Raw genomic sequence first — 14,428 nt, forward strand, 5'->3', positions numbered from 1 at the left:
TGGAAACCGCCGGGCTCGTCACGCGACACATCGACCAGACCGACCGCCGCCGGGCCGCGATTCGTCTCACGCCGGCCGGGCGCCGCGTCGACACGCGCCTGACGGGCACCGTCGAGGCAGCGGTTCAGGGCGTCCTCGACGCCAGCGCCCCACGCGAACGCCGCGCCGCCGAGCGTCTGCTGGGCCGCCTGGCCCTCGCCCTGGCCGAGCCGCCGCGGTCGCGTCGCGGACAGGCAGCCCGTCCGTTGCCGTCTCCCACGCGACGGCCGCATCCCTGACGGTATCAGCCAAGTGCTTGGAGGTCCAACCTTCGACCGTCGATCACATCAGCACGAGCCGACGTTCACCGGCGGACACGCGATGAAGAATCGACACGATGGCGCGGGGGTGACAGGGCTTGGCCACGAACGCGGCACAGCCCGACTCGAAGGCACGCCGACGAAAGCGACCGTCGGCCGCCACCCATCCGGTCAGGGCCACGACCGGAGCGACCTGGCGCGCGGTGAGGCGCCGGCACTCGTCCCACTGCTGCCAGCGGGTGACGTCGACCAGCACGACGTCCGCGCCATGACGCTCGAGCGCCTGCTCGGCGTCGGCACAGGTCGGCACACACGACGTGCGCACGCCCATGGTCCCCTCCAGCCAGTGTCCGTACATCGTCGCGACCTCGGCGTCCCCTGACACCACCAGCACGTGTCCTACCATCCCCGGCACCTCCCTTCCCGCGACGAGCGATTCGCGCGGTCGCCCGGTGCCCATGCAAACGAGAGGCCCGCAGACGCCTTGCCGGTCACGCGCATCGATGCCCGCAGCGACGCCGAAGCCGCGACATGTCGTGACAGTGACGAGTGAGCGTGCGTCGGCCGACAGCAAGCGGACCGGGCACCGGGCATCGGGCACCGGACATCGGGACACATGGACGAGTCGTGGCGGACGAAGGACGGGAGCCACGCGCATGAGGCTAGTGCGCCTGAGGTCAGCGTGACTTGCTCGGAGCTGACGCGTTGGGGCTTGCGGAGTCGGGAACGTCCACGGGACACGAGGGACACGCCCGGTGGGGCTCGAGCGCGAGGCGAGCCGGAGGCGGAGCCGAGCGCCTGAGGCCAGCGGGCCCACCAGCCGCGCGCATGCGCGGCTGGTGCGCCCGGTGGGACTCGAACCCACGACCAACGGCTTAAAAGTATTTGGCGGCCAGGGGCCTCTCCGTGTGCATCCCAGAGATCACCAGTCCTCCAACCGATTCATCGACATTCCCCGCACTCGCCGCGTCGCCCCCCACCGAGCCCGCTCGCTGCCGACGGCTCCGCACCCCTTATGCACCCCCCGCTTGTCGCCTGGGGGTGCAGCCCTGCAAAGTGGGTCCAACGTTCGACGGGCTCATGCGCTCGTGGCACCGCCGTCACCTCGACAGCACTCGTCCGCACCGTCCTCGCCACGCCACCGGAGCATGTCGCCGACGCCGACCGCATCGATGGCATCGGCCACCACCATCTGCGCGTTCACTTCGACGAGTGGTCGGCACCAAGGATGCTCGCAATCCCAGTCGTTGGCCCCCGGCTGTTCTGACGGTGTCAAAGCATGTATGCGCCATCTCTCCCGCACGCCAGGCCCGCGCGGTGCTGGGCAGTTCATTGTCTGTGCGGCACTGCTGTGCGCCGGCGCGTTGCACGCCGCCCAGGCTCCACCAGCATTGCCACCGCCAGACGCGTCGACTCCTGACCTGCGCTACGCCGCGTCGCTCGTCGCCGCGGAGCGGCCTGTCGGTGTGGTCCTGATGGACGACGAGCTATACGTCGCTCCTCGCGCGATGTGGCCATATCTCGCGCCCGACGCCACGCGAACGACGTCGGCCACGGTGAGCGAGGATGATGGCTTCACGCTGATCGAGAGCCAACGCGCCAGCGTGTGCCGCGCGGCCGTCGCTCGTGCTGTGCGGCCCATGCGGCTGACCGGCACGATCCTCGAGATTCCCTACCCCCTGGTCAGGCAGGATGCGCAGGCGAAGCCCCCGGTTCCTCCCGGCAGCCTCGGTGGCGGCGGATCACGACCGTCACCGCGGAGCCGGGAGCGTCTCGACCAACTCTTCGATGTCGAGGTCCGCGCTGGCGACACGCTCTCCGATGCGCTGACCCGCATCGTCCGCGAGGGCGTCCCCTTTGGCTGGGGTGTCGTTGAACGCGCCGGCGAGGGCACCCGCTGCCAGCTGATTTGGATCACCGAGGACACGGTGTCGTGGACGTCCTACGATTTACTGGACCTGGGGCGCTGAAGGGGACGGAAGAGGAAGCTGCTCTTCAAGGGGCCCGCTCCACTCATCCGGCTGCTGATCCGCGGCGGCACCACTTCGATCGGCCTTGCGGCGCCAGCCATCGCACGAACGGACGGTGCGCAGGTCGCCGCGACCTCCCGCCAGCGGACGGGAGAGGCGTCGGTGTGTGGCGGTGGCGCCGACCACTTCTTCCTCGACGACGGTGCGTTCGCGAACGCAGTGCGGCGGACCTGGCAGGACGGCGCCGACAAGGTGCTCGAACTGGCAGGCACGGCGACGCTGGCGGACTCGATCGCGGCGGTGCGAGAGCCGGGGGGCGTATGCACGGCGTGCATGGTCGGTGACCGCTGTTCGTTCGCTGACTTCGCGCCGATGGATGTCATCCCGACGAGCGTCTCCCTCACGCCTACTCGGGCGGGTCGACGATTTTCCTGGCGATGCCGCTGCAGGCGCTCCCCGAGCAGGTGGCGGACGGGACGCTGCGGTACGGACAGGCCGGGTCTTCGACCTAAACGACACGTCGAGGCGCATCCGACGATGGAATCCAACATCGCCGGCGGCAGAATCGTGGTCGTCACCCACCGAGCACCGAGGACGACATGAACACGCCGAAACGACGCCACGCACCCGGCATCGCGAGGTTCTACAGCACCGGACGGCGGCCGCGACTGGCATGCCAGAAGGCAAGGACCTCGACGCGCTCGAGGTCTTCGTTGACGCGGTAGTAGATGTCGTAGCGGACGCGTGCCAGGTGGAGGCGGCGCACACCAGCCAGGTCTGCGTCGCGAGCCGTGGAACCCACGCCGGGCTGGGCAGCGATGAGCGACGACGCCCGCTCGACCTCTTCACCGATCGCGCCTGGTGCTTTCGGCCGGTTGAGACGCCACCACTCCTCAGCGGTAAGGATCTGCGCTTTCGCGACATCTGTGACGACGATGTCGAGGGGTCGCCTCATCCTCGCCGGCGAAGATCGGCGAGGAGGTCGGCCATCGGTGTCGTCTGGCCATTGCTGCACTGCGCGATGGCCGTCAGCAAGACCCGCTTGGTCTCCGCGTCGACCTCGAAGGTCTCGTCACCGTCGGTCGCCAGTACGGCAACCGTGGCGCCTTCGGGCAGCTCGCCGTCCAACTCGACGCGACCATCCACCACGCGTCCATGTGCAATCCTCATGCGGGGATTCTAGCGCCCTATGGGCGTGACACGTGCGGGTGCGCAGCTGCGACTCACATCACCGGCGAGGCGTCGACTCGACCATCTGCACTTGGGACGGCGAGGGGCTGGGGCTCGCACCCCTAATGCACCCCTGAGCCGTTTTGCGGCGATTCGTCTAGCTAGGAGCAGATACTATAAGTTGCTTATTTACAACAACTTACGTGGTGCGCCCGGTGGGACTCGAACCCACGACCAACGGCTTAAAAGGCCGCTGCTCTACCGACTGAGCTACAGGCGCGCCGCCCTCCAGTCTAGCAGTCCGGCCCGACGGTGCGTACGCCTCGCGGCGGGCCGCGGCGCCCGTCCTACATCGGCTCGTCGGCGCTGTCGCCGTAGATGGCCGGGACCGTCGAGCCCGAGGCACGCAGGTACGCCGCCAGCTGGCCGCGATGGTGGATGCCGTGGTTGTTGGCAAGACCGAGCAGCGTCGCCGCGGGCCGCTTCATCATGCCGAAGAAGTCGACGAGCCGCGCCATGTCCTCCCCTGACGCCTCGCGCAGGCCGGCCAGCCGCAGCGGCATCGCCCGCTCGTAGAAGCCGACCACGTCGTCGACCGTCGCGAACCCGGCGATCTGGGCCGCTGCCGCGTCCTTGTCGACACTGAACGCGCCCGCCAGGATGCAATCGAGGAACCACACGTCGGACTGGGCCAGATGCGTTGCCAGCTCCCAGGCCGACCGCGACTTCGCGTCGGGTCGATAGTCACGCCCGCTCTCCGGCACGGCGCGCAGGACCTTGAGGGTGATGGGCAGTTCCCCTTCCATCAACTGGGCGAACTGTTGGGCGAGGAACGTGGCCTGTTCTGGCGTCATCGAGGTTCTCCTGCGGGGCTGTCGGCCGCCCCTCCTGCCTAGCGCCAGCGGAAGAGCCGCAGCGCCATCGTGAAACTGAGCAGCATCCAGGTTGCGAGAATGACGATCTGCGGCAACAGCGTCATGACGCCACTGCCGTCGATCATCACGCCGCGCAGTGCCTGGTTCAGCGCCGTCAGCGGGAGCAGCGCGATGAAGGGCTGCATGGCCTCGGGGAAATTCTCCGAGGCGAAGAACACGCCGGAGAAGACCCACATCGGGACCATCACCAGGTTCATCAGCCCGGAGACGCCTTCGATGGTCTGGGCCCGGCTGGCCACCAGCAAGCCGAGGCCGGAGAATGCCACGGCGCCAAGCACGCACAGCGCCGCCAACAGCAGCCACGACCCGTGAATGGGAATCCCGAAGACGGGGACGGCGAACCCGAGCAGCAGCCCGACTTCGAGCACGAGGAAGATGAGACGCGCCGCCATCTGCGAGAGCAGATAGTCGCGTCGACGCATCGGCGTGGCGATGAGGCGCTTGAGCAGCTTGCGGACGCGCGCGTTGACCACCGAGAACGCGACGCTCCACATGCCGGTGCCCATGATGTTCATCCCGAGCAGCCCCGGCACCACCCAATCGATGTACCGCGATCCCGGCATCGTCACCAGCCGATCCGCAACCGGCAGGGCCGGGCGTCGACCAGCACCGGCCTGCAGCGCCTCGTCGACGACAAAACGCCCGACACGGCTCTCGGGGCGGCTGGCATCGAGTTCATAGGTCACCGGTGTGCCCGGCACCACGAGCAGATGAATGGCGCCATTGCGCAGCGCCACGTCGGCCTGTGTGCGGTCGACAACGCGCACACGCACGCCCGTGACCTGCTCCAGGGCCGAGACCATCTCGGCGTGCGGCGCGGTGCCGTCGCGCAGGACGCCGACGAGGACGTCGGGCGTGCCCTGCGAGCGGAACGCGAGGCCGAGCGCGCACGCCAGCAACACCGGGAAGGCGAACACCCAGAAGATGGCCTCGGGCTCCCGCAGGAACTCGCGGAACCGGGCCACGGTCAATTCGATGAGCGGATGGCGGGGAGACATGGTCAGGCGTCGCGCAGTTGGCGGCCCGTGAGGGCGACGAAGACGTCCTCGAGCGTGGCGCTGTGGGTCGTGAGCAGCGTGAACGCATCCGGGTCGGCGACCGAGGCCAACAGTGCCGGCAGCGCTTCATGCAGGTGCGCGACGATCAGCGTGCCTCGGCCGTCCTGGATCGACGCGCGACGCACGCCGGGCAGCGCCGACAGCACCGCGACCGACGGCAGGTCCTTGCCCTCGGCGAGCGCGAACTCCACGACGTGCTCCGCGCCGAGCGACGCGATCAACTCCAGCGGCGTGCCCAGGGCAATCACCTTGCCGTGATCGACGATGGCGACGCGGTCGCAGAGGACCTGTGCCTCGTCCATGTAGTGGGTGGTGATGAGGACGGTCCGGCCGCGCTGCTTGTAGGCCGCGAGCAGGTCCCAGAGCTGGCGGCGTGATTGCGGGTCGAGGCCGGTCGTCGGCTCGTCGAGGAACAGCAGTTCCGGATCACCGGCGAGCGCGCAGGCCAGCGCCAGCCGCTGCTTCTGTCCACCCGAGAGCTTGCCGTACCAGGCATCGCGCTTCGCTTCGAGCCCCACCATCTGGAGCAACGCATCGACGGACGGCCCCTGGCGATAGAAGGAGCGGAACAGCCGCAGCAGTTCGGCGGCCGTCAGCTTGTCGTTGAGCTGTGTTTCCTGCAGCTGGATGCCGAGGCGCTGGCGGAGGGCGTCGGCATCGGTGGCCCAGCGCCGGCCCAGCAGCTCGACGTCGCCGGCGTCGGCGGTGTTGAGCCCCTCGAGGATCTCGATGGTGGTGGTCTTGCCGGCGCCATTGGGGCCGAGCAGCCCGAAGCACTCGCCGGCCCGCACCTCGAGGTCGAGGCCGTCGACGGCGAGCACGTCACCATAGCGCTTGACGAGCCCGGTACACCGGAGGGCGACCAGCTCGTCCGCGCCTCCCCGCACCGCGTCCCGTGTCGTGTCGGAGGCGGGGATCGTGGTCATCGCCGTCAGTCAGGCAGCGTGAACCAGCGGGCCGCGAGCGAGTCGCTGCGCAGGATCGTGTCGTGGCGGTCCGAGCCGGTGGAAATCAACACGACGGGCACGCCGCAGACCTCCTCGAGTGTGGCGATGTACGCGCGGGCCTCGTCCGGCAGGTCCTCGAACCGACGAGCGCCGGCGGTGGGCGCCGTCCAGCCCTTGACCTCGCGATACACCGGCTCGCAGCGCGCGAGCTGACCGATCTCCGACGGGAAGTGGTCGAGCGCTTGGCCGCCCACCGTGTACGACGTGCAGATCTTCAGCGTCTCGAAGCCGTCGAGCACGTCCATCTTGGTGATGGCCAGGGCATCGAGGCCGTTGACGCGCACCGCGTAGCGCAGCGCGACGGCATCGAACCAGCCGCAGCGACGCGGCCGGCCGGTCACCGAGCCGTACTCGCTGCCGCCATCACGGAGCTTCTGGCCCATGTCGTCCAGCAGTTCGCTCGGGAACGGCCCCTCGCCGACGCGTGTGGTGTAGGCCTTGGCGACGCCCATGACGCCGGTGATGTGCCTCGGTCCGATGCCGAGCCCGGTGCAGATGCCGCCCGTGGTGGCATTCGAGGACGTCACGTACGGGTACGTGCCGTGATCGATGTCGAGCAGCGTCCCCTGCGCCCCCTCGAACATGACGCGCTTCCCGGACCGGATGGCCTCGTCGAGCAGCACCGACACGTCGGCGACGAACGGGCGCAGGCGCGTCCAGATGGCGTCGAGCCCCGCGAGCACCTCGCGCCAGTCCATGTGCGCGTCGGGAATCAGGTGGTTGCGCGCTTCGACGTTGTGACGGACCGCATCCTCGAGCATCTGCCGCGAGGCGTGCTCGGCCAGGTCGCCGACGCGGATGCCGCGCCGGCCGATCTTGTCCTCGTAGGCCGGGCCGATGCCGCGCGACGTGGTGCCGATCTTCCGCTCGCCCCGCTTGGCCTCCGACAGGACGTCGAGTTCCTTGTGGTACGGCAGGATGAGGTGCGCCTTGCTGCTGACGAAGAGGCGCCCCGTGACGTCGATGCCCGCCGCCGTGATCTCGTCGATCTCGGCAAACAGCGCCTGCGGGTCGACCACCAGCCCGTTGCCGATGATGCAGGACACCGACGCGTGCAGGATGCCCGACGGCAGCAGTCGCAGGATGAACTTCCGGCCGTTGACATACACGGTGTGGCCGGCGTTGTGCCCGCCCTGATAGCGCGAGACGAACGAGAAATTCGGCGTGAGCAGATCGACGATCTTGCCCTTGCCCTCATCGCCCCACTGGGCACCCAACACGGCAATGTTCATGACGGAGACACTTTGCACGGAGATCTGTCGCACGCCCTCGCGCGACCACGGAACACGCCATCCTAGCAAACCGGCTGCCGCACGCGCCACCAGGCTCGCTCTCCGTGGCATGGTTGACACTGCCCCCGGCCGTCCGTAGGCTCTAGGCCTTCCGCACATGCCCCTGATCCATCGCGTGCTGTCCGTGCTGGCCTCGCCGACGCCAGGCATCCCGTTGCTGATCGGGGGCTGCAGCGCCGGGCGCACGCACGCCCTGCATGCCGTCATGGCACGCCTCGACGGCGACACGACGCCGATCTACCTCGACGTCGAGCGCCTCGCCACCACACCGGAGCAGTGCTATCGGTCGCTGCTCCGTCACGTACGCGTGGCCGAGGATGCCCCCGCCCTGCCGGCGCCCGCCTCGCTGACGTCGCCGCGCGATGCCTTCGATGCCGTGCTGGCGCTGCTGACCAGCGCGCGCGCCGTCTCGGGACGTCGCTTCACCTTCCTCCTCGACGAGGTGCTCGACCTCAGGACGTTCGAGAGCTTCCCGGGCCTGAAGACCCTCATGGCCGAGACCGGCGCCGCCCTCGGCGCCTCGGCCAACCGGTTCGTGCTGGCCACCCGCTTCCGCCAGCGTGGCACGCGACTGGCCGCCACGTGGCCCCGCATCGCCCCCGTCATGCTGGACGACCTGACGATCACGGACGACGGCCGGTCCACGGACGCGCTGGCCGGACTGGACCCGACCGAGCAGCAGCAGGTGCTCGCCCTGACCGGCGGACGGCTCGGCTACGCGGTGCTGGTGGGCGAGGCGCTGCGTCAGGCACGGCGGCAGGGCATCGCCGACCCCGTGGGCGCGCTCACCGAGCAGATGCTCACCGGCAGCGCCCTCGAGCGACGCCTGCGTCTGTCGTATGAAGTGCGGCTGCAGCGGGCGCGCGGGTACGGCGCGTTGCGCGCCATCCTCGACGTCCTCGCCGAGCAGCAGCCGCTGACGCTGACGCACATCGCGCAGCGCCTGCATCGCACCCCCGGCTCGACCAAGGACTACCTGTCCTGGATGCTCGACGTCGATCTGCTCACCGTGGAACGCAAGCGCTACACGGTGACCGACCCGCTGCTGCGGTTGTGGATTCGCCTCAACAACGGCGCCGATGCCCCCACCGACGCGCAGGTCGCCCGCGAGACACAGCGCTTCGCCAGCGAACGTCTGGCCGACCTGCCGGCCGTGGCACCAGTCCCCGCGGGACGCCCGGCCTCATCGGCCGGCAGCATCATCGAGATCGATTGAGCCGAGACGCAGGGCCTCGAGCGCGCCACGCGCGGCCTGCTGTTCGGCATCCTTGCGACTCCGCCCCGTCGCCTCGGCCAGGACGCGGCCGGACGCCTGCACGTCCACGGTGAACACCTTGTCGTGATCGGGGCCCACCTGATCGACGATCCGGTACATGGGCGGCGGCAGGCGCCGCGCCTGCAGGTACTCCTGCAGCGACGACTTGAAGTCGCTCGCCCCCGCCGTCGCCACGCCGCGCGCCCGCGTCTCGTCGATGAGGGGCGACAGCAGGCGCAGGATCAGGCCGCGCGACGCCGCCAGGCCCCCATCGAGATACACCGCGGCGATCACCGCCTCGCAGGCGTCGGCCAGCAGCACGGGCTTCTGCCGCCCACCGGTCTTGTCTTCGCCACGGCCGAGCCGAAGGTGCGCGCCGAGGTCGACGGTCTCGGCGACCCGCGCCAGCGCCGTGTACGACACCAGCGACGCCTTGATCTTGCTCTTCTGCCCTTCGTCGGTGTCCGGGTACTCCTGGTACACGAGATCGGCCACCACGAAGCCGAGCACCGCATCGCCGAGGAACTCGAGCGACTCGTTGGTCGACGCCTGGCCGAGTCCGTCCTCGTGGGCGCGCGACCGGTGGGTCAGGGCGTGTTCGAGCAGGCTGCGGTCACGGAAGCGGTACCCGAGGCGCTGCTCCAGCGGCGCGAGTTCGTCGCGCAGCGGCACCACCTTCGGCCCGGTCGCCGCTGGTGTCTCGAAGCGGCGCAGCAACCGCTGCGCCTCCTCCGCTTCGTCGTCGGGCACGGTCACGCGCAACTGCCCGAAGAACGCGATCGGCACCGGGAAGACGCTCCGCAGCGGCGATCGCTCGACGAGCGGCGTGAACCCTTCGGCCTCGAGCAGGCCGGACACGAGCGACGCTTCGGCGTCCGAGGTGGTGGTGCAGACGACCGAGCGTCCCGTCACGCGGCGCCCCCCCCGGCGGCGTGATGCTCCAGCACCGGCGCCCCCTTCCCCACCTTCAGCACGATCATCGTCATGTCGTCGTGCTGCTCGGCGCCGTCGGCGAACTCGCGCACGCTCTCGAAGATTTCGTCACACAGGGCATCCGGCTCCAGGTCGGCGTGATCCTCGACGCACAGGCACAGGCGGTCCTCGCCATAGAGGTCGCGGACCCCGTTCATGGCTTCGCTGATGCCGTCGGTGAACAGCACGACGACGTCGCCAGGGGCCAGGGTGATCGTCTGCTCCTTCAACAGGCTCTCGAACCGTGACCGCACCGATTCCATGCGCACCCCGAGCACCAGCCCCTCCGGCGCCAGCAGGCGCGTGCGCGGGAAGCCATCACCGGCCCGCAGGTGAATCAGCGGCGTGTGTCCGGCACGCGCATGCGTCAGCGTGCGCTGACGCAGATCGAGCACGGCATAGGTCATCGTCACGAAGCTGGTCCGGCTCATGTTGTTGGACAGCACGAGGTTGACTTCGGCCAGCAGGCTGCGCGGCGACTGGTGCGTCTTGGAGAGGGCCAGCATCAGCCCCTTCAGTTCCGCCATGTACAGCGCCGCCGAGGCGCCCTTGCCGGAGACGTCGGCGACCAGCAGCCCGATGCGATCGGCGTCGAGCGGGAAGAAGTCGCAGTAGTCGCCGCCAATCTCCCGGGCCGGTCGACACGCCGCAGCCAGCGTCAGGTCGCCGCGGTACAGCGTCTCGGACGGCAGCAGCGACGTCTGGATGTCGCGCGCCAGCTGCAGTTCCTGCTGCAGCCGTTCCTTGACGACCTTCTGCTCGAGCAGTTCCTCGATGTTCTCGACCATCGAGTTGAACGACGACGCCAGCGCGCCGAACTGGTCGCCGGTGCGGACGCGAATGCGGTGCGACAGGTCCTCGGCCTGGACCCGGCGCGTGCCCTCGAACAGCTCGTGAATCGACCCCGTGATCGACCGGGCCAGCGTGACCCCCATCGCGAAGGCGACCGTCTGGATCACCAGGAAGAGACTGCCGATGATGAGCAGCATCAGCAGCAACACCTGACCGAACGACAGGCTCTCGCCGATGGCCTGCGCCTCGGTGATCTTGCTGTACAGATGCACGAGACTCGGCTGAATCTGCAGCCCCAGCTTGCAGCTGGCGCCCGTGTCCCAGTTGGTGACGTCGAGGAAGTTCACCCAGGACAGGGCGTACGGCGAGACGTCGATGCGCATCTCCGCCCCATCCGGCACGTCGCACGGATCGGTGCCGGAGGGACTGGACCGCCCGAGCCCGCCCAGGCGAATCCCCGTCTCCTCACGGATCACGCCGGCGGTGGCATCGTCGAGCGGCAGGTCGACGATGACGGCGCGACGCGCCGTGCCGGGCGTGCCGATCCAGGACACGCTGCGGACGATCAACCGCGCGCCCGCCGACGCCCCGGCCTCGTCGCTGACGGGCATGACGAGGGCCGACGGCCCCTGCCGCAGCAACCAGTCGGGGACCGACGCTGGAGGCGCGCCGTGATCCCAGGCGCCGACCGTGAGGGGGCCCGTGCGCGTGTCGCCGTTCATCGGCAGCAGCGCGATCGAGATACCGGGATAGGTGCGGGCGCCGGCCGTCACCTTGCGGGTGAGCAGATCGCGGACGTCGGAGGGCGTGCGCGTCTGCTGCAACTCGACGGCCGCCATGTCGGCGTAGACGCGACTCTGGGCCTGCAGGTCGGACAGCTTCTCGGTGACCAGGTACGAACTGAAGCTCAGCAGCGTCAGCGCGCCGACGATCAGGAAGAACAGCAGGATCAGCGCCGCCGGGACGACCCCGATGAAGAAGTACGACAGGATGAGCTTGCGACGGACACGCCACAGGAGGCGCACGCGCAGGACGCGGCTCACCCGCCAGAGCACGACCGCCCCGCCGACGATGACGGCGATGGTGGCGAGACGGCGGAGGGTGTCGAGGGGTGACCAGGCGCCGGCGACGAGGCTGACCAGGGTCAGCAGCAGCCGCGCCAGGAGACCGCCGAGCAGCAGCCGCCCGGCCCAGTGGTCGAGCAACAGGGCCCGCGGCGAGGGCAGCGGTGGCAGGGCGTGCGCAGGGGGCGCTTCGAGGCGCACCGGGCCGGGCGAGTCAGGCGACATGCGATCTCGGCCCCGGGCAGCGCACGACGCCGTGCGCGTCAGGCCAGCAGTGGCCGAATGATACCATCGCGTTTTTGCCCGCCCCCGAGAGGATTGCCGTGAACATCGACCCCACCGCGCGCTTCTCCACGCTCTGCATCCATGCCGGGCAGGCTCCTGACGAGGCCACTGGCGCCATCATCACGCCCCTCTACCAGACCTCCACCTATGTGCAGGAGGGGCTGGGGCGGCACAAGGGCCACGAATATGCCCGCACGAGCAACCCGACCCGCGACGCCATCGAGGCCAACGTGGCCGCGCTCGAGGGCGGCACGACGGGCTTCGGCTGGGCCTCGGGCATGGCGGCCATCAACGCGGTGCTCTCGCTGCTGAAGCCGGGCGACCACGTCGTGGTCACCGACAATACGTACGGCGGAACGTACCGATTGTTCGAGCGGGTGCTGCGCCAGACCGGCCTCGACTTCACCTATGTCGACACCTCGGACGTCGAGGCGACGGCGGCGGCGTTCACCGACCGGACGCGGATGCTCTTTCTCGAGACCCCGACCAACCCGGTGCTGCGTCTGGCCGACATCGCGGCGTTGTCGGCGGCGGCCCATGCGCGTGGCGACATCACCGTGGTGGTGGACAACACCTTCGCCAGTCCGGCGGTCCAGCAACCCCTCCTCCTCGGCGCCGACATCGTCCTGCACAGCACGACGAAGTACCTGAACGGACACTCGGACAGCGTGGGCGGCATGGTGGTGGTGAAGCACGCGGCGCACGCCGAGTGGCTGAAGTTCTACCAGAACGCGGCCGGCGCGATCCTGAGCGCCTTCGACTCGTGGCTCATCCTGCGCGGCACCAAGACCCTTGCGGTGCGGATGGAGGCCCACAACCGCAACGGACAGGCGATTGCCGAGTACCTGAGCGGGCACGCGAAGGTCGACCGCGTGCACTACCCCGGCCTGCCGGCGCACCCGCAGCACGCGCTGGCCCAGCGGCAGATGCGTGGCTACACGGGGATGGTGTCGTTCGACGTCGGCACGCTCGAGCGTGCCCGGACGGTGCTCGAGAAGGTCCGGCTGTTCGCCCTGGCGGAGAGCCTCGGCGGCGTGGAGAGCCTGATTTCGCACCCGGCCTCGATGACGCATGCGTCGGTGCCGGCCGAGCGCCGCGCCGCGCTCGGCGTCACCGACAGCCTGATCCGCGTGTCGGTCGGCATCGAGGACATCGAGGATCTGCGGGCCGATCTCGACCAGGCCCTCGCCGCGCTTTGACGGTGACGGCCGGCTCGGAGAGCCGGCCCTACCAGGCGGTCTCGCCTAGCCAACCGCCACGCTGTCCCGCACCCACGCCAGGTAGGCCTCGCTGCCGCCAGCGGCGGCGAGCACGATCCACTCCGGTGTCTCGTAGGGGTGCGCGTCCCGCACGGCGGCCCACAGTCCGTCGAGGGCGCGGGCGGTGGTCTTGATGACCCACTGGTGTTCCTGGGCCTCCTCGATCGCGCCCTGCCAGCGGTAGACGACGGCGTGGCGTGGGAGCCTGGTGACACAGGCCGCGTGGCGAGCCTCGACGAGTGCACGCGCCACGCCCGCCGCCTGCGCATCGTCGGGCCACGTCGTCAGCACGATCAGCACGGGATCGGCCTGATCCGGGGCATTCCCGGCGTTGTGCGTCGATGGCGATTCCTGTATCGTCCTCATGGCTCGAAATGTCTGCTCCTGACCCGGTGCGCCAGTCTAATCCGAAGAAGCCGCGGCGGGCGGCGGGCGCGGACGCCGTGTCGGCGATGCGGCGGCAGGCGGTGCGCACGGTGCTCGGCCTGGTGTTGGTGCTGGCCGTCGTGGACGGCGTCTTCGGTCAGCGTGGGCTGCTGAGCAACATGAGCACGCGGCGGCGCATCCAGGAGCGCACGGCGTCCAACGAGCAGCTGGTGCGCGAGAACGACCTCTTCCGCGAGGACATCCGGCTGTTGCGCGAAGACCCGGCCACGGTCGAGGAACTCGCGCGTCGCGACCTCGGCCTGATCAAGGACGGCGAACTGCTGATCATCCTGCGCGACACGGCAGGCACCGCGACGGCACCGAGAAAGATTCCGGCCAACGCATCGACGCGTTGACCATGTGACGTGTGCGTGATACTCTTCACAAGTTGTTCGGGGAGCGGTTGTCTCCCCTACGCACTCTGACGCGGGGTGGAGCAGCCTGGTAGCTCGTTGGGCTCATAACCCAAAGGTCGCGGGTTCAAATCCCGCCCCCGCAACCAACTCAGAGTTCGCTGAAAGCCACGAGAAATCGTGGCTTTTGTCGTTTCCGAGGGATTGCCCCAGCCACCCTCTGTGACCTGCCCAGAGCCCGTTTGGTGACAAATTGGTGACAATCGTGCGGAGCCACATCGGCCCGCACCG

17 protein-coding genes and 2 tRNA genes are annotated in these 14,428 nt (G+C 69.2%); 7 read left to right on the top strand and 12 right to left on the bottom strand.

What is annotated here, in order from left to right:
- Positions 1-278, top strand: a 278-nt coding sequence (locus Q0C41_RS03000) for a MarR family winged helix-turn-helix transcriptional regulator (RefSeq protein WP_291980968.1), incomplete at its 5' end; no start/stop codon positions are given.
- 43 nt (positions 279-321) lie between these two features.
- On the opposite strand, the gene Q0C41_RS03005 is transcribed toward Q0C41_RS03000, so the two are convergent.
- Together Q0C41_RS03005 and Q0C41_RS03010 are read right to left on the bottom strand one after the other, a co-directional pair.
- On the bottom strand, positions 322-705 hold the full coding sequence (locus Q0C41_RS03005) for a hypothetical protein (RefSeq protein ID WP_291980969.1): 384 nt from the start codon (positions 703-705) through the stop codon (positions 322-324).
- Between the two features lie 672 nt (positions 706-1,377).
- Complete coding sequence (locus Q0C41_RS03010) at positions 1,378-1,503, bottom strand: hypothetical protein (RefSeq protein ID WP_291980970.1); 126 nt, start codon at positions 1,501-1,503, stop codon at positions 1,378-1,380.
- A gap of 79 nt (positions 1,504-1,582) precedes the next feature.
- Here Q0C41_RS03010 and Q0C41_RS03015 point away from each other — a divergent pair, with 79 nt between their 5' ends.
- Positions 1,583-2,269 (top strand): hypothetical protein, encoded by a 687-nt coding sequence (locus Q0C41_RS03015; RefSeq protein WP_291980971.1) that lies wholly within the window; start codon positions 1,583-1,585, stop codon positions 2,267-2,269.
- 78 nt (positions 2,270-2,347) lie between these two features.
- On the top strand, positions 2,348-2,872 hold the full coding sequence (locus Q0C41_RS31330; RefSeq protein ID WP_367079102.1) for a zinc-binding dehydrogenase: 525 nt from the start codon (positions 2,348-2,350) through the stop codon (positions 2,870-2,872).
- A 40-nt stretch (positions 2,873-2,912) separates the two neighbouring features.
- On the opposite strand, the gene Q0C41_RS03020 is transcribed toward Q0C41_RS31330, so the two are convergent.
- From Q0C41_RS03020 to Q0C41_RS03050, 7 genes are all read right to left on the bottom strand, one after another.
- The gene (locus tag Q0C41_RS03020; RefSeq protein ID WP_291980972.1) at positions 2,913-3,224 is read right to left on the bottom strand and encodes a type II toxin-antitoxin system RelE/ParE family toxin; all 312 of its coding nucleotides are present in this window, start codon (positions 3,222-3,224) and stop codon (positions 2,913-2,915) included.
- Positions 3,221-3,439: a hypothetical protein gene (locus Q0C41_RS03025; protein WP_291980973.1), complete on the bottom strand. Its 219-nt coding sequence runs from the start codon at positions 3,437-3,439 to the stop codon at positions 3,221-3,223. Before Q0C41_RS03025 ends, Q0C41_RS03020 begins: the two co-directional genes overlap by 4 nt.
- 204 nt (positions 3,440-3,643) lie before the next feature.
- Positions 3,644-3,719, bottom strand: a tRNA-Lys gene (locus Q0C41_RS03030).
- Positions 3,720-3,786: 67 nt separating this feature from the next.
- Positions 3,787-4,293, bottom strand: coding sequence for a DinB family protein (locus Q0C41_RS03035; protein ID WP_291980974.1), 507 nt, complete (start codon positions 4,291-4,293; stop codon positions 3,787-3,789).
- A gap of 38 nt (positions 4,294-4,331) precedes the next feature.
- Entirely contained in the window at positions 4,332-5,372 is a 1,041-nt protein-coding gene (locus Q0C41_RS03040) for an ABC transporter permease (protein ID WP_291980975.1), read from the bottom strand.
- Positions 5,373-5,374: 2 nt separating this feature from the next.
- Positions 5,375-6,358 carry an ABC transporter ATP-binding protein gene (locus Q0C41_RS03045; protein ID WP_291980976.1) on the bottom strand — a complete coding sequence of 328 codons (984 nt, stop codon included), beginning with the start codon at positions 6,356-6,358 and terminating at the stop codon, positions 5,375-5,377.
- Positions 6,359-6,363: 5 nt separating this feature from the next.
- The gene (locus Q0C41_RS03050; RefSeq protein ID WP_291980977.1) at positions 6,364-7,671 is read right to left on the bottom strand and encodes an adenylosuccinate synthase; all 1,308 of its coding nucleotides are present in this window, start codon (positions 7,669-7,671) and stop codon (positions 6,364-6,366) included.
- A 157-nt stretch (positions 7,672-7,828) separates the two neighbouring features.
- Between Q0C41_RS03050 and Q0C41_RS03055 the strand changes: the two genes are divergently transcribed.
- Complete coding sequence (locus tag Q0C41_RS03055) at positions 7,829-8,947, top strand: hypothetical protein (RefSeq protein ID WP_291980978.1); 1,119 nt, start codon at positions 7,829-7,831, stop codon at positions 8,945-8,947.
- Here Q0C41_RS03055 and rnc read toward each other — a convergent pair.
- Positions 8,915-9,898 (bottom strand): ribonuclease III, encoded by a 984-nt coding sequence (gene rnc, locus Q0C41_RS03060; RefSeq protein ID WP_291980979.1) that lies wholly within the window; start codon positions 9,896-9,898, stop codon positions 8,915-8,917. The genes Q0C41_RS03055 and rnc overlap by 33 nt on opposite strands.
- Positions 9,895-12,039, bottom strand: a complete 2,145-nt coding sequence (locus tag Q0C41_RS03065) for a SpoIIE family protein phosphatase (RefSeq protein WP_291980980.1) — start codon at positions 12,037-12,039, stop codon at positions 9,895-9,897. The genes rnc and Q0C41_RS03065 overlap by 4 nt, the downstream gene beginning before the upstream one ends.
- A 98-nt stretch (positions 12,040-12,137) precedes the next feature.
- Between Q0C41_RS03065 and Q0C41_RS03070 the strand changes: the two genes are divergently transcribed.
- On the top strand, positions 12,138-13,298 hold the full coding sequence (locus tag Q0C41_RS03070; protein WP_291980981.1) for a PLP-dependent aspartate aminotransferase family protein: 1,161 nt from the start codon (positions 12,138-12,140) through the stop codon (positions 13,296-13,298).
- Positions 13,299-13,343: 45 nt separating this feature from the next.
- Here Q0C41_RS03070 and cutA read toward each other — a convergent pair whose 3' ends face one another.
- The gene (gene cutA / locus Q0C41_RS03075) at positions 13,344-13,724 is read right to left on the bottom strand and encodes a divalent-cation tolerance protein CutA (RefSeq protein ID WP_291980982.1); all 381 of its coding nucleotides are present in this window, start codon (positions 13,722-13,724) and stop codon (positions 13,344-13,346) included.
- Positions 13,725-13,750: 26 nt separating this feature from the next.
- On the opposite strand from cutA, the gene Q0C41_RS03080 reads away from it, so the two are divergent.
- Positions 13,751-14,140: a septum formation initiator family protein gene (locus tag Q0C41_RS03080; RefSeq protein WP_291980983.1), complete on the top strand. Its 390-nt coding sequence runs from the start codon at positions 13,751-13,753 to the stop codon at positions 14,138-14,140.
- Between the two features lie 69 nt (positions 14,141-14,209).
- Positions 14,210-14,286 (top strand) — tRNA-Met (locus Q0C41_RS03085).
- The last annotated feature ends 142 nt before the right edge of the window (positions 14,287-14,428 follow it).

It is taken from the genome of Luteitalea sp. (genome assembly GCF_022842525.1).
Lineage (GTDB): Bacteria > Acidobacteriota > Vicinamibacteria > Vicinamibacterales > Vicinamibacteraceae > Luteitalea.